19 protein-coding genes and 1 pseudogene are annotated in these 20,257 nt (G+C 62.8%); 12 read left to right on the top strand and 8 right to left on the bottom strand.

What is annotated here, in order from left to right; all coding sequences use genetic code 11:
* A partial coding sequence (locus KBB36_RS14875; protein ID WP_290982444.1) for an alpha-E domain-containing protein occupies positions 1-956 on the top strand: 956 nt, incomplete at its 5' end.
* A gap of 2 nt (positions 957-958) precedes the next feature.
* A complete protein-coding gene (locus tag KBB36_RS14870) occupies positions 959-1,837 on the top strand; it encodes a transglutaminase family protein (RefSeq protein ID WP_290982441.1) in 879 nt (292 codons plus the stop codon).
* Here KBB36_RS14870 and KBB36_RS14865 read toward each other — a convergent pair.
* Entirely contained in the window at positions 1,829-2,548 is a 720-nt protein-coding gene (locus tag KBB36_RS14865) for an SDR family oxidoreductase (RefSeq protein WP_290982438.1), read from the bottom strand. The genes KBB36_RS14870 and KBB36_RS14865 overlap by 9 nt on opposite strands.
* A 9-nt stretch (positions 2,549-2,557) precedes the next feature.
* Entirely contained in the window at positions 2,558-3,301 is a 744-nt protein-coding gene (locus KBB36_RS14860; protein WP_290982435.1) for an SDR family NAD(P)-dependent oxidoreductase, read from the bottom strand.
* Positions 3,302-3,550: 249 nt separating this feature from the next.
* Here KBB36_RS14860 and KBB36_RS14855 point away from each other — a divergent pair, with 249 nt between their 5' ends.
* Genes KBB36_RS14855 through KBB36_RS14820 form a run of 8 tightly spaced genes read left to right on the top strand, consistent with a single transcriptional unit; the run spans position 3,551 to position 12,196 of the window.
* Positions 3,551-4,240 (top strand): GntR family transcriptional regulator, encoded by a 690-nt coding sequence (locus KBB36_RS14855; protein WP_290982432.1) that lies wholly within the window; start codon positions 3,551-3,553, stop codon positions 4,238-4,240.
* Positions 4,241-4,253: 13 nt separating this feature from the next.
* Positions 4,254-6,071, top strand: coding sequence for a gamma-glutamyltransferase family protein (locus KBB36_RS14850; protein WP_290982429.1), 1,818 nt, complete (start codon positions 4,254-4,256; stop codon positions 6,069-6,071).
* Positions 6,071-6,778, top strand: a complete 708-nt coding sequence (locus KBB36_RS14845; protein WP_290982426.1) for a DUF1028 domain-containing protein — start codon at positions 6,071-6,073, stop codon at positions 6,776-6,778. Before KBB36_RS14850 ends, KBB36_RS14845 begins: the two co-directional genes overlap by 1 nt.
* Positions 6,778-7,743, top strand: a complete 966-nt coding sequence (locus KBB36_RS14840) for an ABC transporter ATP-binding protein (protein WP_290982423.1) — start codon at positions 6,778-6,780, stop codon at positions 7,741-7,743. The genes KBB36_RS14845 and KBB36_RS14840 overlap by 1 nt, the downstream gene beginning before the upstream one ends.
* The gene (locus KBB36_RS14835; RefSeq protein WP_290982421.1) at positions 7,740-8,807 is read left to right on the top strand and encodes an ABC transporter ATP-binding protein; all 1,068 of its coding nucleotides are present in this window, start codon (positions 7,740-7,742) and stop codon (positions 8,805-8,807) included. Before KBB36_RS14840 ends, KBB36_RS14835 begins: the two co-directional genes overlap by 4 nt.
* Before the next feature lie 15 nt (positions 8,808-8,822).
* Positions 8,823-10,325 carry an ABC transporter substrate-binding protein gene (locus KBB36_RS14830; protein ID WP_290982418.1) on the top strand — a complete coding sequence of 501 codons (1,503 nt, stop codon included), beginning with the start codon at positions 8,823-8,825 and terminating at the stop codon, positions 10,323-10,325.
* 48 nt (positions 10,326-10,373) lie between these two features.
* Positions 10,374-11,315 carry an ABC transporter permease gene (locus KBB36_RS14825; RefSeq protein ID WP_290982415.1) on the top strand — a complete coding sequence of 314 codons (942 nt, stop codon included), beginning with the start codon at positions 10,374-10,376 and terminating at the stop codon, positions 11,313-11,315.
* Positions 11,312-12,196: an ABC transporter permease gene (locus KBB36_RS14820; protein WP_290982412.1), complete on the top strand. Its 885-nt coding sequence runs from the start codon at positions 11,312-11,314 to the stop codon at positions 12,194-12,196. Before KBB36_RS14825 ends, KBB36_RS14820 begins: the two co-directional genes overlap by 4 nt.
* Before the next feature lie 12 nt (positions 12,197-12,208).
* Here KBB36_RS14820 and KBB36_RS14815 read toward each other — a convergent pair whose 3' ends face one another.
* The 3 genes from KBB36_RS14815 to KBB36_RS14805 all read right to left on the bottom strand — a co-directional run bounded on the left by KBB36_RS14815 (position 12,209) and on the right by KBB36_RS14805 (position 15,582).
* Positions 12,209-14,011 (bottom strand): ATP-binding cassette domain-containing protein, encoded by a 1,803-nt coding sequence (locus KBB36_RS14815; RefSeq protein WP_290982409.1) that lies wholly within the window; start codon positions 14,009-14,011, stop codon positions 12,209-12,211.
* Between the two features lie 67 nt (positions 14,012-14,078).
* The gene (locus KBB36_RS14810; protein ID WP_366933202.1) at positions 14,079-15,098 is read right to left on the bottom strand and encodes an NADP-dependent oxidoreductase; all 1,020 of its coding nucleotides are present in this window, start codon (positions 15,096-15,098) and stop codon (positions 14,079-14,081) included.
* Positions 15,099-15,357: 259 nt separating this feature from the next.
* Positions 15,358-15,582: a hypothetical protein gene (locus tag KBB36_RS14805; protein WP_290982404.1), complete on the bottom strand. Its 225-nt coding sequence runs from the start codon at positions 15,580-15,582 to the stop codon at positions 15,358-15,360.
* 151 nt (positions 15,583-15,733) lie between these two features.
* Between KBB36_RS14805 and KBB36_RS14800 the strand changes: the two genes are divergently transcribed.
* A complete protein-coding gene (locus tag KBB36_RS14800) occupies positions 15,734-16,537 on the top strand; it encodes a hypothetical protein (protein WP_290982401.1) in 804 nt (267 codons plus the stop codon).
* Between the two features lie 210 nt (positions 16,538-16,747).
* On the opposite strand, the pseudogene KBB36_RS14795 reads toward KBB36_RS14800, so the two are convergent.
* From KBB36_RS14795 to rmuC, 3 genes and pseudogenes are all read right to left on the bottom strand, one after another.
* Positions 16,748-17,453: pseudogene (locus KBB36_RS14795) on the bottom strand (IS1595 family transposase); the annotation flags it as partial.
* Positions 17,454-17,707: 254 nt separating this feature from the next.
* Entirely contained in the window at positions 17,708-18,166 is a 459-nt protein-coding gene (locus KBB36_RS14790; protein WP_290982398.1) for a cupin domain-containing protein, read from the bottom strand.
* A complete protein-coding gene (gene rmuC / locus KBB36_RS14785; RefSeq protein WP_290982395.1) occupies positions 18,163-19,662 on the bottom strand; it encodes a DNA recombination protein RmuC in 1,500 nt (499 codons plus the stop codon). The genes KBB36_RS14790 and rmuC overlap by 4 nt, the downstream gene beginning before the upstream one ends.
* 79 nt (positions 19,663-19,741) lie before the next feature.
* On the opposite strand from rmuC, the gene def reads away from it, so the two are divergent.
* Positions 19,742-20,257, top strand: coding sequence for a peptide deformylase (gene def / locus KBB36_RS14780; protein WP_290982392.1), 516 nt, complete (start codon positions 19,742-19,744; stop codon positions 20,255-20,257).

The raw sequence follows: 20,257 nt of genomic DNA, 5'->3' as shown, positions 1-20,257 counted from the left end.
TTGGCCGCTCGATCCAACGGCTGGATGACGGCGCCCGCCTGCTGCGCGCCACGCTGAGCCGCCTGATCGGTGAAATTGGCTCGGCGCGGGACATGGTGGAGATGTCGGTACTGGCACGCGCCCTGGCGCGCTGCGGCATCATCGACCAACGTGCTGCCGCCGCACCGCCAGATACACAGCTTTTTGCCCGCGCTGTCACCAATGCCTTTGCGCCGAGCCAGACCATGGGCCAGACGCTGGAATCGATGGAGCGCCTGGCCGCCGTGGCACGGCATCGTTTCTCAGCCGATATGTGGCGCATGCTGAATCATCTGCTGGGCGAATTGCGGCTGTCGCGCCCCGGCGCCGGTCGCGACCCGGATGCGATGCTGGAATTCTGTGACCAGATCATCCGCGCCACCTCGGCCATCGCCGGCATGCTAGCCGAACATATGACACGTGGCAGCGGTTGGCGCTTCCTGGATTTTGGCCGCCGGCTGGAACGCGCCATCTATATCGCCCGCACCGTGTCGGCCGCCTCCGTGGTGCTGGGCAGCAGCCGGGAAAGCGCTTTCCGCATTGCCCTGGAACTGAACGATTCCAGCCTGACCTATCGCCGCCGCTATCGTGCCTCGCTGCAAGCCGCCGCGGTGTTTGACCTGCTGCTGCTGGATGGCAGCAACCCGCATTCGCTGGGCTTCCAGTTACAAACCATGGCGCAGCATCTTGATATCCTGCCGCGCCGCGAACAGCCGCCGCGCGCCGAGGATTGCCTGAGCCTGAGCCAGCCTTTCACCGACATCGTGGAGCGCTTTGACCGCGAAGACCTGCCGCAGGCCGAATGGCAGGCCCAGGTATCGCGGCTGCGCGGCAGCCTGGATGCCACCACACAGGCGCTGATGGATGTGTCGGATCAGCTGACGCGCACCTATTTCTCGCATATCCAGTTGGCGCATGCCTTCGGCTTTGGTAGCTGACGATGAAATACCGCCTGCGTCACACCACCTCTTACAGCTACAGCTGGGCTGTCGACATGTCGCACCACCTGCTGCATTTGGCATTGCAGGATAGCGAACGCCAGACGGTGCGCGATTGCCGCATTGTCACCGCACCGGAAGGCGGCAGGATCACCGAGGGCATTGACCATTTCGGCAATCGCACCGGCTATCTGGCCATCGAGGAACCGCATACGCGCTTTGATGTGGAATTGACCGCCGAGGTGGAAGTGCGGCCCTTCACGCCGCCCGACATGGCGGCAACCCCGGCCTGGGAAAAAGTGCGGGCGGCGCTCAACGGTGATGGCATCCCGGAAGCCAGCGCGCCCTGCGAATTTGTGCTTGATTCGCCTCTGGCAGTGGCCAACAAGGCGATCAGTGATTACGGCGCGGTGTCATTGACGCCGCAGCGTCCGATCCTGGCGGCGGCACGGGAATTGACCACGCGCATCAACAAGGATTTCCGCTACGACCCCACCGCCACCGAGGTTTTCACCCCGGTGGCGGAGGCGATGGAGAAACGGGCTGGCGTGTGCCAGGATTTTGCCCATCTGCAAATCGCCATGCTGCGCGCCCATGGCCTGGCGGCGCGCTATGTCTCGGGTTACATCCGTACCATGCAGCCGGGCGACACTGCCGACCTGCGTGGCTTCGATGCCAGCCATGCCTGGGTTTCGGTCTGGTGCGGCGAGGAATTTGGCTGGATCGACCTGGACCCGACCAATAATCTGATCGTCTCAGAGGATCACGTAACCACGGCCGTGGGCCGCGATTACAGCGATATCAGCCCGGTGCGCGGCGTGGTGCTGGGCGGCGGGCCGCACCGGGTCAATGTGGCGGTGGAGCTGCTGCCACTAACCTGACGCACCGCCATCAATCACCAGCGCCTGGCCGGTGACATTGGCCGCAGCCGCGCTGGCAAGATACAGCACCATGGCGGCCACTTCCTCCGGCTGTGTCACCCGGCCGGTTGGCGCCATCGCCGCCGCATCGGCCGCCGTGATGCCCAGATCGGCATAACGCGCCTGGGCCATCGTGGTATCCACCCAGCCCGGGCAAATTGCATTCACCGTGATGCCGCGCGGCCCGAGCGCCTGGGCCAGGGCGCGGGTGAGGCCAACCACACCATGCTTGGCGGCAGTATAGGCCACCTGATCCGGCACGCCTCGCAGGCCAAGCACTGACGCAATATTGACGATGCGGCCGGCATGATCCGGCAGCAGGTCGGCAGCGGCACGGCAGCAAAGATAGGTGCCGGTGAGATTGGTCGCCAGAATGCCATCCCATTCCGCCGCCTCGCGGGCGCTGGCAAAGGCGGCACCACCGGCAATGCCGGCATTGTTCACCAGCAGGTGCAATACACCATGGCGCTGCCGGATGCCGTCAAACAGGGCCTGCACCTGATCGGCATCGGCCACGTCGCAGCGTTGCGGTTCCATACCGGCCAGCGGTGCAATCTCGCCACGCGCCGCCCCCACTACATGATAGCCGGCGCTGCTCAGCGCCACCGCGATGGCATGGCCGATGCCCTTGCTGGCACCGGTGACCAGCGCAATCAATTTTTCCTGGCTCATGGCAACACGCTACTGCGCCGTGCCGCCGCCATCCACCGGAATCACCGCACCCGTGACAAAGCCAGCGGCATCGGAAGCCAGGAAGGCAACCATGGCGGCAATTTCCTGTGGCGCGGCGAAACGGCCCAGCGGCACTGCTGCTGTATAGGCCTGATCCGCACCCGCGCCGAAGGCATCGGGATAACGTTCGGCCAAACCCTGGATCACCTGATGCAGCATCGCCGTATCGGTGCTGCCCGGGGCCACACAGTTAAAGCGGATATTATGCCCGGCCCAATCCAGCGCCGCGCTTTTGGTCAATTGCGCCAAAGCCGCCTTGCTGGCGCCATAGGCCGCGCTGGCACGTTTGCCGATCAACGCTTGATCACTGGCGATATTCACCACGGCACCGCGCCGGGCGGCGATCATGTCGGGCAGCACGGCCTGGATCAGCGCAAACGGCGCCAATACATTGATGCGGAATACCCGTTCGGCCTCGGCCAGTGGCGTGTCAAGCAGGTTGCCCAGCAGGGTGACGCCGGCATTGTTGACCAGGATATCAAGTGGCCCGGCCCTGGCCCGCAGATCATCCACCAGGCACGGGATGGCAGCGAGATCGCCCAGATCATGCTCTGGCAGGTCAAAGCCAAAAACCTCGGCGCCACAGGCGGCCAGGGTGGCGGCTATGGCCTGGCCGATACCGCCTTTATGGCCGGTGACCAGGGCGCGCCGGCCGCTCAGATTAACCAGCGGCGCTACAGCAAAGGCAGGCATAGGCACCCCCGATTCGGCGGACATTTTCTAGCCGTTATACTGGCCCTGCCAGCGCCCGGATCAACCTTCGCCTGGAAAATAAGCAGAGCCGACCGGCCGGCAGGATTGCCCGAAGATACGGCAGCGCAGCATATTTCTTATATTTTTCAATATGCTGTGAAAAGCCAACACTTCCCATTGGCAGGCTTGGCATGACGGCTGCATACTGCTGCATACTGTATGCGAAGCTCTTTCACTCAAGCATGAAGCATGAACGAAACCGTTGCCCTGAAATCCGTCATCCTGAAGCGCAGCACCACCACGGATGATGTGCGCGAAAGGCTGGCGGACGAAATCCTGCTCGGCGAATTGCCGCCCGGCAGCCGGCTGGACGAACAGAGCCTGGCGCAACGATTTGGCGTGTCGCGCACCCCGGTGCGCGAGGCCCTGAAACAACTGGCGGTGACCGGGCTGGTGGAAGCCCGGCCGCATAAGGGCGTGGTGGTTTCAGCGGTGACGCCCGAGCGCCTGGCGCTGATGTTTGATGCCATGGCCGATCTGGAAGCGGCCTGTGCGCGCCGCGCCGCCCTGCGCATGGATGAAGGCGAACGCCAGGCGCTGACCCAACTGCATGCCCAAAGCCGCGAGGCGGTTCAGGCCGGCGATTTTGAGCGCTACGACCAGCTCAACCGCGATTTTCATGCCCTGATCCTGCGCGGCTGCCATAACGACTATCTGGCCGAGGCGGCCCAGGCCCTGCGCCTGCGGGTGATCCCGTTCCGCCGCGCGCAATTCCTCAATCCGGCACGGATCGAAGAATCCTATGCCGAGCATGAGGCCCTGGTGGCCGCCATCCTGGCACGCGATGCCGATACCGCCTTCAGCGTGATGCATGGCCATCTCGCCCAGGCCGGCGATGCCTCGGCCGAATTCCTTGCCCGCCCCAAACATCCCATCTGATTGGTATTGTCTCATGTCGCAGCAGCCGCGTTTCACCACCCGCCCGGAAATCCGGGGCAATTTCGGCGTTGTCGCCAGCACGCACTGGATTGCCTCCAGCGCCGCCATGGGCGTGCTGGAGCGCGGCGGCAATGCCTTTGATGCTGCCGTCACCGCCGGCTTTGTGCTGCAAGTGGTGGAACCGCATCTGAATGGCGCCGGCGGTGACCTGCCAGCGCTGATCTGGAGCGCCAAGACCCGCAAGATGGAAGTGCTGTGCGGCCAGGGCCCGTCGCCGCAAGCGGCAACGCTGGATGCCTTCCGCGCGCTTGACCTCAAGCTGATCCCCGGCTCCGGCCTGCTGGCGCCCTGTGTGCCCGGCGCGATGGATGCCTGGCTTTTGCTGCTGCGCGACCATGGCACCATATCGGTGGCCGATGCCCTGGCGCCGGCGATCCATTATGCCGGCCAGGGTTACCCGATGGTGCATCGCGTGGTGGAAACCATCGCCACCGTAACCGAACTGTTCCGCGACGAATGGCCAAGCTCGGCGGCGATCTACCTGCCCAATGGCAACCTGCCGCGCCCGATGCAGATGTTTCGCAATCCTGCCCTGGCCGCCTTCTATACCAGACTGGCGCAGATCGGCGAGCAGGCCAGCGGCAGCCGCGAAAACCGTGTTGATGCCGTGCGCACAGCGTGGCGCGAGGGCTTTGTCGCCGAACGTATTGATCGTTTCTGCCGCGAGACCGAGGCAATGGATGCGTCCGGCCGCCGTCATCGCGGCCTGCTGACCGGCGCCGACATGGCGGCCTGGCAGGCCGGCTGGGAAGCGCCGCTGACCTATGATTACAAAGGCTGGACCGTGGCCAAATGCGGCCCCTGGAGCCAGGGGCCGGCATTTTTGCAGCAACTGGCCCTGCTGAAATATTTTGACCTGGACAAGATGGACCCTTCGGGGCCGGATTTTGTGCATGTGGTGACGGAAGCCGCCAAGCTGGCCTTCGCCGACCGCGAAGCCTGGTATGGCGATCCCAATGTTGTGGACGTGCCGATGCAGGCGCTGCTGTCGGATGCCTATAATGCCGAACGCGCCAAGCTGATCGGCGCCATGGCTTCACTGGAACTGCGCCCTGGCGACCCGACCGGCCTGGGCGCCAAGCTCGCCTCGGTGAAGGCGGAAGCCGGTCTCGCTGCCGGCGTGGGTGAGCCGACCGTGGGCAACCTGGAGCCGGTGCCAAACAAGCGCGGCAGCGCGGTGGGCGATACCTGTCATGTCGATGTGATTGACCGCTGGGGCAACATGGTGGCGGCCACGCCTTCGGGCGGCTGGCTGCAGAGCTCGCCGGCAATTCCGGAATTCGGCTTCTGCCTCGGCACCCGGGCGCAGATGTTCTGGCTGGAAGACGGCCTGCCCAACTCGCTGCGGCCCGGGGTGCGGCCGCGTACCACGCTGTCGCCCTCGATGGCTTTGCATGATGGCAAACCGGCCATGGCTTTCGGCACACCGGGCGGCGATCAGCAGGACCAATGGTCGCCACAGTTTTTCCTCAAGCATGTGCATCACGCGCTGAACTTGCAGGAAGCCATCGACGGGCCGGCTTTCCATTCCGAACATTTCCCGAGTTCTTTCTATCCACGCGCCGCCAAGCCGGGTTTCCTGGCACTTGAAGGCCGCTTTCCCGCCGCCACGGTGGAAGAGTTGCGCCGCCGCGGCCATGTTGTGGCTGTGGGCGGCGACTGGTCGGAAGGCCGGCTCTGCGCCACCGGCATCGAGCAGACCCCGGAAGGCATGGTGCTGAAAGCTGGCGCCAATCCGCGCGGCATGCAGGGCTACGCGGTGGGGCGCTAATGACCTGGTCGATCGTTGCGCGCGATCCTGCCAGCGGCGCCTTTGGCGTTGCCGTCACCACCAAGTTTTTCGCCGTTGGCGCCCTCTGCCCACATGCCTCTGGCGGCATTGGCGCATTGGCCACGCAGGCACTGGTCAATCCGACCTGGGGGCCGCGTGGCCTGGCCCTGCTACGCGCCGGGGCCAGTGCTGCGGAGACATTACAAAGCCTGGTGGCTTCCGATGCCGGGCGTGAAACGCGGCAATTGCATCTGATCGACAATCAGGGCCGGGTGGCGCAATTCACCGGCGCTGACTGCATCGGCTGGTACGGCCATCTGGCTGGAGATAATTTTTCCGTGGCCGGCAACATGCTGGCAGGCGAAGCCGTGATCAATGCCACTGCGGCCAGCTTCGCCGCATCAAGCAAGCCTCTGACCGAACGGCTGCTGGATGCGCTGGATGCGGGCCAAGTCGAAGGCGGCGACAAGCGTGGCAAACAATCCGCCGCCCTGCTGATCTATGGCAGCGAGGATTACCCGGAGCTTTCGCTGCGGGTGGACGACCATGCCGAACCGCTGGCCGAATTGCGCCGGCTTTATTCTGTGTCGCAAGGCCGTTTTGCGGCGTTTCGTAAATTCATGGCCACCCGTGCCAATCCCAGCGGCATTTTTGATCGTGCCGTGATTGAAGCCGAGGCGCTGCGCCTGGAGCGGGAGGCCGGCTGATGGCATTGCTGGAAGTGGATAACCTGCACACCTATTTCCGCGTTGATGGTGGCGAATTCCGCGCTGTTGAAGGCGTCAGTTTCCAGGTTGAGGCCGGCCGCACACTCGGCATCGTTGGCGAAAGCGGCTGCGGCAAATCCGTCACGTCGCTGAGCGTGATGGGGTTGCTGGCCAAACCGGCCGGGCGCGTGGCGGAGGGCAGCATCCGTTTTGACGGGATCGACCTGCTGAATCTGCCGGATGCGGCTTTGCGCGACCTGCGCGGCAACCGGCTGGCGATGATCTTCCAGGAACCGATGACATCGCTGAATCCAGCCTTCACCATCGGCGACCAGATCATTGAAGGGCTGCGCCGACACAAGCAGCTTGGCCCGGCCGAAGCCCGCGCCCAGGCCATCGCCATGCTGCGCAAGGTGCGCATCCCGGCGCCGGAACAGCGCATCGATGATTACCCGCACAAGCTCTCGGGCGGCATGCGCCAGCGCGCCATGATCGCCATGGCTTTGGCCTGCGGCCCACAATTGCTGATCGCCGACGAGCCGACCACAGCTTTGGACGTGACCGTGCAGGCGCAAATCCTCGATCTGCTGCGCGATTTACAACGCGATACCGGCACCGCAATCCTGCTGATCAGTCATGATATGGGCGTGATCGCCGAAATGGCTGACAAGGTGGCGGTGATGTATGCCGGCCGCGTGGTGGAGGAAGCGCCGGTGGCGGCTTTGTTTGAGGCCCCACAGCATCCCTACACGATCGGCCTGCTGGGCTCGATCCCGCGCCTGGATAGCGAGCAGGAACGCCTGGCCGCAATTGAAGGCAGTGTGCCAGACCCGATGGCGCCACCACCCGGCTGCCGCTTTGCGCCGCGCTGCCCGTTTGCCGAAGCAGAATGCCAGGGCGTTGCGCCCCCTTTGCGCGAGATCGCAGCCGATCATCGTGTGGCCTGCTGGAGGGCACCGCTATGAATTTGCCGCTGCTGCAAGTGCGCAACCTGACCAAATACTTCAAGGCCCGCAGCAACTGGTATGGCCGCACCACGGCGCATGTCAGCGCGGTGGAGGATGTCAGTTTCGATCTGCATGCCGGCGAGACTTTGGGCCTGGTGGGCGAAAGCGGTTGCGGCAAGAGCACCACCGGCCGGCTGGTGCTGCGGCTGATCGATCCGACCAGTGGCAGCATCCAGTATGACGCACGCGACATCACGCAGGTGCAGGGCGAGGCCTTACGCAGCTTGCGGCGCGATCTGCAATTGGTGTTCCAGGATCCCTATGCTTCGCTTAATCCACGCATGACCGTGGCTGATATCCTGGCCGAACCGCTGATGCTGCATGGCCTGGTGCCACCGGCCAAACGCGCCGAACGGGTGGCGGAGTTGTTACGTATCGTCGGCCTACGGCCGGAACATGCCAAACGCTATCCGCACGAATTCAGCGGCGGCCAGCGCCAACGTATCGGCATTGCCCGCGCACTGGCAGTGGAGCCGCGCCTGATAGTCTGCGACGAGGCAGTATCGGCGCTGGATGTATCGGTGCAGGCCCAGGTGCTGAATCTGCTACGCGATTTGCAGCGCAAGCTGGGCCTGGCCTATATCTTCATCGCGCATGACTTGGCCGTGGTGCGCCATATTGCCGACCGCGTGGCGGTGATGTATCTCGGCCGCATTGTGGAAATCGCGCCGACGCGGCAGCTTTTTGCCATGCCGCGCCATCCCTACACGCGCGCGCTGCTTTCAGCGATCCCGGTGCCCGATCCTGGTGCTGCGCGCCAGCGGACCATCCTGGCCGGCGATGTGCCGAGCCCGATTGATCCACCCAGTGGTTGCCGCTTCCACACGCGATGCAGCTTTGCCACGGCTTTGTGCAGCCAGGCGGTGCCGGCACTGGAAGATGGTGTAGCCTGCCATCATTGGCGCGACCTGCCTGCCGCTGCGCCCTTGCCGCAGGAAACCGCCACAAGCAGCCCCGGCGCGCAACGACTGCGCCGCCTGCAAGCCCGCTTCATTGAAACCGCAGCTTTATCCCAACCCTGAACCCTGGAGGATACGATGCTCAAACGCTCCCTGATGCTTGCCGCGCTGGCCACGATGGTGGCTTTGCCGGCCAGCGCCCAGACCCTGCGCTTCGGCCTGGCCGAAGACCCCGATGCACTTGATCCGACAATGGCGCGCACCTTTGTCAGCCGCGTGGTGTTTTCGGCGTTGTGCGACAAGCTGGTGGACATTGCTCCCGATCTTACCGTGGTGCCACAGCTTGCCACCGAATGGGCCTGGTCGGCCGACAACAAGGCGCTGACCATGAAACTGCGCCCGGGCGTGACTTTCCATGACGGCGAGAAATTCGATGCCGCCGCCGTGAAGTATAATATCGAGCGCCACAAGACCATGCAGGGCTCGCAGCGCCGCGGCGAACTTTCCGCCGTCACCAGTGTGGACGTGGTTGATCCGCTGACTGTGAAGATCAACACCTCGGCGCCGTTTGCGCCTCTGCTGGCGACCTTGACCGACCGCGCCGGCATGATGATCTCGCCCAAGGCGGGCGCGGCTCTGGGCGACAAATTCGCCACTGCCCCGGTTTGCGCCGGTGCGTTCAAGTTTGTTGAGCGCGTGGCGCAGGATCGCATTGTGCTGGAGAAATATGACGGCTATTGGAACAAGGCCAATATCCATTTCCAGCGCATCGAATTCCGCCCCTTCATCGATGCCACCGTTCGCCTGGCCAATCTGCGTTCCGGCCAGCTTGACCTGCTGGAGCGTCTGGCCGCCACCGATGCGCCAGCCGTGCAGAAGGACAACAAGCTGAAATTCGGCTCGATCACCGAGATCGGCTATTACGGCATCACCATCAATATCGGCAAGAGCGACAAGGCCAAGTCGCCGATCGGCTCGAATGCCAAGATCCGCGAAGCGTTTGAGTTGTCACTCGACCGCAACGGCATCAACAAGGTGGTGTTCGACGGCCTGGCCACGCCGGGCAATCAGTGGGTGGCACCGAGTAATGCCAACTACACCAAGTCAGTGCCGGTGCCGAAGCGCGACGTGGCCAAGGCGAAGCAGTTGCTGAAGGAAGCCGGTAATCCCAATCCGGTGGTCAATCTGGTGACGCCGACCACCACCGATGCCCGCAACATCGCACAGGTGGTGCAGGCGATGGCCAAGGAAGCCGGCTTTGACGTGCGTATCCAGGCGACCGAATTCGCCACCTCGCTCAACATGGCCGACAAGGGTGATTTCGAAGCCTATATCCTCGCCTGGAGCGGCCGCCCCGATCCGGATGGCAACCTGTATAGCTTCCATGGCTGCAAGCAGCCCTTGAACTATTCCGGCCTGTGCAATCCGGCGCTGGACGAAGCGCTGAATGACAGCCGCCTGACCACCGATCTGGCACAGCGCCGCAAGGCTTGGGAAAGTGCTGCCAAGATCGTGCTGGCGGAACGCCCGATCATCTACCTGCTGCATCGCAAGTGGCTGTGGGCCTACAACGCCAAGCTCAGCGGCTTCAAGGAATATCCCGATGGCCTGCTGCGTTTCACCGGCATGAAGCTGAGCTGATCAAGAAAGGGCGGCGGGTTCAGCTTCTGGACCCGCCGTTATCCAACCATGCTGCGTTTCCTCGCCCGCCGCGTCGCCATCCTGATCCCGACGCTGCTGTTTGTTTCGATCATCATCTTCGGGCTGCAGCAATTGCTGCCCGGCGATCCCGCCATCGCCATGGCCGGCGAGGAACGCGACCCGGTTGCCATCGAGGAAATCCGCGAGAAGTACAATCTCAACAAACCGCTGCCGGTGCGCTACTGGCTATGGATCAGCGGTGTGCTGCAAGGCGATTTCGGCGAATCGATCCGCATCCAGCTGCCGGTGGCGCAGTTGCTGGTGGAGAAACTGCCGGTCACCATCGAGCTTGCCGTGCTGGCAATGCTGATCGCATTGCTGATCGGGCTGCCGGCCGGCATGATTTCGGCGCTTTATAATGGCCGCTGGCCGGATTATCTGGCCAATGTGATCGGCCTGTGGGGCCTGTCGACGCCGAATTTCTGGCTCGGCATCATGATGATCCTGCTGTTCTCGGTGCATCTCGGCTGGCTGCCGGCTTCGGGCTATGTTTCGCCGGGCGAGGATCTGCTGGGCAATCTGGAAGCCATGCTGATGCCGGCCTTTGTGCTTGGCACCGGCATTGCGGCAGTGATGATGCGCCACACCCGCAGCGCCATGCTGCAAGTACTGAGCAGCGACTATATCCGCACCGCGCGCGCCAAGGGGCTGTATGAGCGGATGGTGATCGGAAAACATGCGCTGCGTAATGCTGCCGTGCCGGTGATCACGCTGGGCGCGCTGGAATTCGGGCAACTGCTTTCGGGCGCCGTGCTGACCGAGCAGATTTTCTCCATCCCGGGCTTCGGCAAGCTGATCGTGGATGCGGTGTTCAACCGCGACTATGCAGTTGTTCAAGGCGTGGTGCTCTGCACCGCCACCGCCTATATCCTGCTCAATCTGCTGGCTGATATCGCGTATTTCCTGGTTAACCCGAGGCTGCGGTCATGAGCGCCGTTACCATGCAAAACCCTGCCGCCAAAACACAGGAAGCCAGCCCGGCGCGGCGTGCCTGGCGCCGCCTGCTGCAACGCAAGGGCGCCGTGATCGGCCTGGCGGTGGTATGCCTGTTTGTGGCTTTGGCCATACTGGCCGATATCGCCGCGCCCTACGATCCCACGGAAGCTGATTGGAGCGCGTTGCGCGGCGAACCGACCTGGGCGCATCCGTTTGGTGGCGACGAGTTGGGCCGCGACGTGCTGAGCCGCGTGATCCATGGCGCCCGCGCCTCGCTGCTGGCCGGTGTGGTGTCGGTGTTCATCGCTTTGCTGCTCGGCATCCCACTTGGCCTGCTATCCGGTTATGCCGGCGGCCTGCTGGATGGCGTGATCATGCGCATCACCGATGCCATGCTGGCAGTGCCGTTCCTGATCCTGGCGATTGCGCTGGCCGCCTTCCTGGGGCCGAGCCTGACCAATGCGATGATTGCCATCGGGCTTTCCGCCACGCCGATTTTTGTGCGGCTGACGCGCGCCCAGGTGCAGTCGGTGATGGTGGAGGATTATGTCGAGGCGGCGCGCGCCGTGGGCAATCCGCCCCTGCGCATCGCGCTGCGCCATGTGCTGCCGAATATCTGGCCGGCGCTGATGGTGCAGGCCACACTCACCATCGCCTCGGCGATCATCGCCGAAGCCAGCCTGTCCTTCCTCGGCCTGGGCCAGCAGCCGCCAGCCCCGAGCTGGGGCAGCATGTTGAATTCAGCCAAGGATTTTCTCGAACAGGCGCCCTGGATGGCTTTGTGGCCGGGCATTTCGATCTTTGTGGTGGTGCTGTCGTTCAACCTGCTGGGCGATGGCCTGCGCGATGCGCTTGACCCGCGCCATCGCGGTTGAGACGCCTCAGCCTCAGCCCTCGATCTCCTCGCGCAGCATTTCCAGCCGCAGCCATTCCTCCTCGGCCGCGGCAAGCTCGGCCTGGGCGGCCTCCAAAGCAGCGGCGGCCTTGGCGAAGCCTTGCGCATCGCGGCTGAAGAGCTGCGGATCGGCCAGCCGGCCTTGCGCCACGCCGATTTCGGCCTGCAACTGCTCCATACGCTTGGGCAGGCTTTCCAGCGCATGCTTCTCCTTGAAGCTGAGCTTGCGCTTGCGCTCGCTTGCAACGCCCGCCGGCGCCGCCTTTTCCTTCTCGGCCTTGGCAGCGGCGGCTTTGGCGGTGACACCTTGGCCACGCTGCGCCACCATGTCGCTATAACCGCCGGGATAAAGCTGCCAGCGGCCATCGCCTTCATAGCCCAGCACATTGGTGCAGGTGCGATCGAGGAAATCACGATCATGGCTGACCAGCAGCACAGTGCCGGGATATTCGCCAATCATCTCCTGCAACAGATCGAGGGTTTCCAGATCAAGATCGTTGGTCGGCTCGTCGAGCACCAGCAGGTTGGATGGCAAAGCCAGCGCGCGCGCCAGCATCAGCCGGCCGCGTTCGCCGCCTGACAGCACACCCACCGGGGTGCGCGCCTGCTCCGGCCCGAACAGGAAATCCTTCATATAGCCGATGACATGACGCAGGCTATCACCCACCCGCACCTGGTCGCCGCGCCCGCCGGTCAGCGTATCCGACAGCGTCATGGCCGGATCAAGCGCCTCGCGTTTCTGATCCAGGGTCACCATCACCAGATTGGCGCCGAGCTTGATCTTGCCGCTATCGGGCGCCAGCGCGCCGGTGAGCAGATTGACCAAGGTGGTCTTGCCGGCGCCATTGGGGCCGACAATGCCGAGCCGGTCGCCGCGCCGCAGCCGCACGGATAAATCACGGATGACGTGATTGTCGCCATAACTCTTGCTGATGCCCTCGGCATCCACCACCAGCTTGGCGGAAAGCTCGGTTTCGCTGAGGGTGAAATTCACCGCGCCGGCCACCTTGCGCTGGTCGCGGCGCTCTTTGCGCAAATCCTGCAAACCGCGCAGCCGGCCCATATTACGTTTGCGCCGCGCCGTCACGCCATACCGCAGCCAATCCAGTTCGGCGGCAATCTTGCGATCCAGCTTGTGGCGCTCGGTCTCCTCCTGCTCCAGGCAATCATCGCGCCAGGCTTCAAAAGCGGCAAAGCCCTGGTCCAGCGCCCGGGTCTGGCCGCGATCCAGCCACAGCGTGCGCCGGGTCAGATTGGCCAGGAAACGCCGGTCATGCGAGATCAGCACCAAAGCCGAGGCCATGCCGGCCAGTTCACGTTCCAGCCATTCGATGGCCGGCAGGTCGAGATGGTTGGTCGGCTCGTCCAGCAGCAGGATATCCGGGCTGGGCGCCAGGCAGCGCGCCAGGGCGCAGCGCCGCGCCTCGCCGCCCGAAAGCCGGCCGGGTTCCTCCTCGCCGCTCAAGCCCAGTTCATTCAGCAGATAGCGCGCGCGATGCGGATCGTCGCCCGAAGTCAGCCCGGCCTCGACATAGGCCAGCGTGCTGGCAAAGCCCGACAAATCCGGCTCCTGCGGCAGATAGCGCATGGTGACGCCCTGCTGCACGGCGCGTTCGCCCTTGTCAGGCACCACCAGCCCGGCCGCCACTTTCAGCAGGGTGGACTTGCCCGAGCCATTACGCCCGACCAGGCAGAGCCGATCCCCCGGCATGACCGAGAATTCGGCGCCTTCCAGCAGGGCCGGGCCGCCAAAACTCAAATACACATCACGCAGGATCAGCAGCGGCGCCGCCATCAATCATCACTCCGACAGAAAGACGGCGCCCTGCTTACCCCGGGCAAGGCCGGATTGCTACTGCCGACTACAGGCTATCCGGCCCCAGCCGCACCTGCATCTTGCCAAAATTGTCGCCGCGCAGCAGGCCGGCAAAGGCCGCCGGGGCATTTTCGATGCCATCCACAATATCCTCGCGGTATTTGATCTGGCCGGATTTCAGCCAGGCCGCCATGCGCGGCAGGGCAATAGGGTAGCGCGAGACAAAATCGAACACGATGAAGCCGCGCATCGTCACCCGCTTGCCAACAAACAGGCCGAGCAGGCGCGGCCCCATTTCCGGCGCCGCCAGGCTGGTTTGCGACACCGAGCCGCAGAGCGCGATGCGACCGAAAAAATTCATCTGCTTGAACACCGCATCGGCCACCGCGCCGCCGACATTATCAAAATACACATCCACGCCGCCGGGCGCCGCCGCCTTGAGTGCGGCATCGAGATCACCGGCCTTGTAATCGACGCAGGCATCAAAGCCCAGTTCGCGCACCACATAGTCGCATTTGGCCGCACCGCCGGCGATGCCAACCACGCGGCAGCCGGCGATTTTGGCCAATTGCCCCACCGCCTGGCCCACCGCGCCGGACGCGGCGGAGACAACCACAGTCTCGCCGGCCTTGATCCCGGCCACGTCAAACAGGCCAAAATAGGCGGTCATCCCCGGCATGCCGAGAATCGAATTCGACCACGAGATCGGGCCATGCGCCGGATCGATCTTGCGCAACTCACTGCCCTGCGCGATGGCATATTCCTGCCAGCCCAGGCTGCCTTCCACATACTCGCCCACGGCAAAATCCGGATGGTTGGACGCCACCACCTGGCCGACAATGCCGCCGGCCATCACGCCGCCAATCGCCACCGGCGGGGCATAGGATGGCACATCCTTCATGCGGCCGCGCATATAGGGATCAAGCGACAGATAAATCGCCCGCACCAGGATTTCGCGGTGTTTCGGCTGCGGCAGCGCCACGGTTTCCAGCCGGAAGTCATTCGGGCTGACTTCGGCGGGCGGCCGGGCGGCCAGCACAACACGGCGATAGGTCTCGGGCAGCATGGGCATTTCCTCTATGGTTTTCTGCACTTACCAGCGGCAATCTAGGGCAGCAAAGCAGCGCTGTTTAGCCCGGCAACGGATTTTTCCGTTTCCGCCCGCCTCGCTTCGCATTCCCAACGCTTCCTCCCCGTTCCCGGACATTCGCAGGCTTTTGTCACAGCTTATGCCCCTGCGGCTGGCATTTTTTAAGAGTATAGCACAATGTTCGACAATTGTTCGATAAAATCGGGCATGTTATACTTTGCGTACGCAGCCATGATTAATCGGCTGGTTTCTTACTTTCAAAATGCCCTTTCAGGGTCCGATACAGACGTTCCAAAGAATAGTCCTCTACAGGAATACGCAGTTCTTTCCCGTCCTGTGTCACCAACAGGATTTGAATTGGCACTGCGGATGGAACGGCTGCCAAGCCTAGAAACCCTCCGCAGGCTGGCAGCAGAAAAGGACCTGTGCCGTCTAATTGAACTGGCTGTATCTGGGTCATGCGCCCCCCCTATTTCGGAAGAGGCTAGCGAGCGGCCCGACCAAAATCGACTCAATTCTCCCGCTGGGGGTGGGCTATGATCCATCTACCAGCGGGGCAAGATCATCATATTCAGAATTGGCAATCCCGCCGGATATGGAGCCTGTGGGAAATGCTGACCGAATTTTCTCCAAACTTTATTGAACTTCACAACAGGCTTGCGCGAGTACAGCAAAAAATTTCTGGGTGGCCTAGGTCAGACCGCCCCGAAAGAGTCCCTGATTTTCTCATCCCAACAGTGGCGGGGATGTACGAGATAATTAAAGACCTCGCAATGCCCGCCAGCCTTATTGCGGTGGTAGTTTTAGTGAAGGCTATTGGGCCTGCCGCGTTAACCGATGGCATAAGCCGTAATGACTTACTAACTCTCTTTGATCACCTCAATTTTGCGATAAGAGCGGATTTGGAAAGCCGCGTGCTTTTATCCATCGATCCGTCATCGATCTCATTTTATCGACAAGATGAGCCCTTATTCGGAGCCCTCGTTTTTCAGCGATTCCCCTCAATTGAGTATGACATACAGGAGGCTGGAAAATGCCTCGCCCTGGGGCGCTCAACAGCATGTGCGTTTCATTCGTTGCGCTGCTTAGAGGCGGGGATATTGGCAATATCTAGATGCCTCTCAATTGCCGACCCGGTAACTGGAGGGGAAAGGAATTGGGGAACCAGAATATCAAAAATTAAAGCCGCATATGAGGCCAAGTGGACTAACGCGTCACGTTTGCATGGGGATGGCCATATTTTTGAGTCATTTCATGCCGCCCTTGCTGCAATGACCAATCCCTGGAGAAACGCGACTATGCACTTAGAAAAGAAGTACACAGAGGAAGAGGCCAGACACCTTTTCAGGATTGTTGAGGGATTTATGAAAAAGATTGCGATCAGGATGGACGAAAATGGCCTGCCTTTGGCTTGATTTTAGCGAATGCTTTTTCAAGTGCATCACTTGATTCATCCGCGCCCACAGCTTTAGCCGCCTCTTTGAAGCGTTCTATCTGGGGCCGCGTATCCTTAGGAGGCTTTTTTTTGCTCGGTCATTTGTCCTTCTCCATACGCCTAAGCATCGCCAGCCTTTTCAGACGGCGCAGTTCGCGTTGGGTAAATTTCTTGGCCTTCTTAGGCCCGCTCACCAGCGCGTTCGATAGGTCAACCGCTCGCCAACGATACCACGAACGGCGCGATTAGTCCGCTCCACATCGTCAACACCAAGACCAGAGCGGTTGGAATACCGGAAATCAAACTCGGCCAAATAACGCTGCAAGTGGTTCTCGCCGCAATGCTGGTAGGTGCCGCGCATACCGCGCTTAAAGACCGAGAAATAGCCCTCGACGGTGTTGGTGGTCACATCGCCCCGAGCGTATTCCTTGCGGCTGTGGTTCACGGTTTCATGGCTCGCGAACTCTTTGCCGATGCGGGGATACATCCGGGCCTCATCGGTAACGAGGCGCGACTTGGTATCGGCATTTTCAAGGATGAAATCGCGGGCTTGCTTGGCCCTGATACGCTCGGCCTTCATGGAGCGGGCGCGGCCATTGCGCTCCACCAGAGTAAGCACCTTCATCTTGGCGCCAGTCCCTTGCTCGCCAGCCCAGCCACGGCCAGTAACGAACTTGGCGCGACCGGGGCCCAAGGAAAGTTTCATCGGCTTCCACAATCTCACCCTCGCCGCCCAGCGGCCCGCTAGCGCCATCGTCCTTCATGGCTTCGCGGATGCGGTGCGACATGAACCAAGCGGTTTTCAGGGTAGCGCCCAGGGTCCGGTGAAGCTGGTTGCTGCCGATGCCCTTCTTGCTGCTGCACATCAGGTAGATGGCTGGGAGCCATAGGTTCAGCTTCACCTTGATCCGCGTCTGGCCCAAGCAGGTAGTCGCTCGTCCATACCAAAGGTCGTCATGCCACGCGCAGGCGTAGCATCCACGCTTTTGTTTAACTGGCCGAGAGACAAGGCATTCGTGGATGGTCGGCCTGTGCCGACCATGACGGCTTTGGTGTGTATTCTGGCCGCAGCCGGCAGAAAAACGGCGCCGGCTTGCCGGACTGGATCAGCGCCAGGATGGCGACTTTCGGGATGCTGAACTTGAACCGGTTAAGGTTCCCAACCTGGCGGCGCCAGTTCAAAACCGGCGAAATCGAAGCCCGGCGCCACGGTGCAGCCGACCAGGGTGTAAGCGCCGGTGCTTTCCGCCGCCTGCCAATGGCCGGCCGGCACCACCGCCTGCGGCCGCTGGCCGGCCAGGATATCGCCGCCGAGCAGATGCCAGACCGGCTTGCCGCCCGGCTGCCCAGGCGGCTCTCCAGCGGGCGCCGCGATGCCGAGCCGCAACGGTGCGCCGGCATAGACATGCCAGGTTTCCGCCGCATCAACCCGGTGCCAATGCGAGCGTTCGCCGCGCTTGAGCAGGAAATAGATCGCGGTGCCATGGCTGCGGCCGGCATGGCTTGCCGGATCGCGGAAGGTTTCGGCGAAATGGCCGCCTTCCGGATGCGGTAACAGGCCAAGCGCCTGAATGATGCGGTCTGCTTCAGTCTGGTGCGTGTCGCTCATGCCGGTTTCTCCAATTGCGGCGCGGCCACTTCCTCGGCCTCGGCATCGATCACATCATTGCGCCCCACCGTCACCTCAAAACTGGGCAAGGCCTGCGGCAGCGACTTCTTGGCGCCGACGCCGAGATTGATCAGCGTGCGGGCGCGCGGCAGCAGGCGGCGATTGACCGAGCGGGTGAAGGCATCAAACTGCTCGGCCGCGGTGGCCAGGCCCTTGGCGGATTTTTCCGCCGCCGCCAGCGCCGTGGCCAGGGAATCGAGGAAATCGCGCATCGCGGTGGCGATTTTTTCCTGGTTCTCGCTCTGCCGCCCGGCATGGATATTCATCCGCGCCATGGCGATGATCGCCGCCAGCGCCGATGGCCCGGCAATCACAATATCCTTTTCCGCCGCCAGCCGCTCCAGCGCCGGATCGGCCTGGCGCAGCTTTTCCACCGCCGCCTCATTGGGCAAGGCCATGGCGATGATGCAGCGCGACAATGTGCCGCCGCGGCCAAGCGACTTGTAACTATCCAGCACCGCCTTGCCGTAATCCTTGGCAGCCAAGGCGCGCAGATGCTGGTTCATGCGCTGGCCGAGCCGGGCAAGGGCGGCTTCGGCCTCGGCCTCACTTTCCGCCTCGGCATGATCGAGCAGGGTTTTGGAGGCTTTGGAATCGATCACCAAAGCCGCATCGCCGGGCAGGAACACCACCGCATCCGGGCGCAAGGCGCCGCGTTCGCCATCGCCGGCCGCGTGATACTGCACGATGAAATCCATGCCGGGTTCCAGGCCAAAGGATTTCAGCAGGTTTTCCAGGCCGATTTCGGCCATGCGGCCGGCGCCGCCGGGATGCGAGATGGCGCGGCGGATGGTCTCCGTGGTGATCTGGGTCTGTGTCACCTGGGCGCCGAGCGCCGCCACGCTGCCGGTGACCTGCTCAAAACGCTGATACAGCGCCTCGGTGGTCTGCTTCACGCTGGCTTCCTGCTGCTGGCGCTGGGCTTCCTGTTGCTGCTTGGCGGCCTCGGCCTCGCGTTTGTGGCTTTCCAGCAACTGGCCGGCGAGCAATTTGCTGCTTTCCAGCGTGGCGGCCTTGGCCGCCTCGGTCATCTGCGCCGAAAGCTGCTCAAAATCCACCAGCTTCTGCTGCGCCAGCGCAGCATGGCGCTCGGCCTCAACCCGGCGGCGTGCCTCATTTTCGCGTTCGGCCTGGGCCTGGGCCATACCCTGCTGCGCCTTGGCCAATTCGGCTTCCAGCGCCGCCTGGCGCGCCTCGGCGCCGGCCTGGCCGGCCAGGGCCTGTTCCAGCCGCTGGCGCAGCGGCCCGGCCTCGGCCACACGTTCGGCCAATTGCCGCTCGGCCTCGGCCAGCCGGGTTGCCAACACGGCCTTTTCCGCCGGATCGACAGGCTCGGCTGCTGGATTGCGCGGGCGCAGTTGCAGGTAGAGCAATGCCGCCAGTAGCGACACGATCACAGCGATGGCAACAAGGGCGGGAATCGGCAGGTTTTCCATATCCTCTCAATACCAGCGGACTTGACGGATCGCCAGCGCGGCCCTTAATACCCCCCATTGAATTAGGAATTCCCCGATCATGGCCCTTTTACCGATCATCACGGCACCCGATCCGGTGCTGAGCCAGATTTCCAAGCCGGTGGCGCGCGTGGACGACGCGCTGCGCCGTGTGCTGGATGACATGCTGGAAACCATGTATGCCGCGCCCGGCATTGGCCTGGCGGCGATCCAGGTTGGCATTGCCCAGCGCATGCTGGTGATCGATGTGGCGCGCGAGGGCGAGGACAAGCAGCCGCTCTTCATCATCAATCCGGAATTCACCTGGATTTCCGATGACGATAATGCCTATGAGGAAGGCTGCCTGTCGCTGCCCGAGCATTATGCCGAAGTGGTGCGGCCAGCCGAGGTGAAAATCCGCTATCTGGATTATCATGGCGCCGAGCGCGAGCTGCATGCCAGCGGCCTGCTGGCCACCTGCTTGCAGCATGAGATGGATCATCTCGACGGCGTGCTGTTTGTTGATCACATCTCGGCGCTGAAGCGCAACATGATCCTGCGTAAACTGGTGAAGACCAAGCGGCTCAAGGCTTCCTGA

The sequence above is a fragment of the Ferrovibrio sp. genome (assembly GCF_017994015.1).
Lineage (GTDB): Bacteria > Pseudomonadota > Alphaproteobacteria > Ferrovibrionales > Ferrovibrionaceae > Ferrovibrio.
The sequence above is the reverse complement of the archived record's forward strand: the minus strand, read 5'-3'. Positions and strand labels throughout refer to the sequence as shown.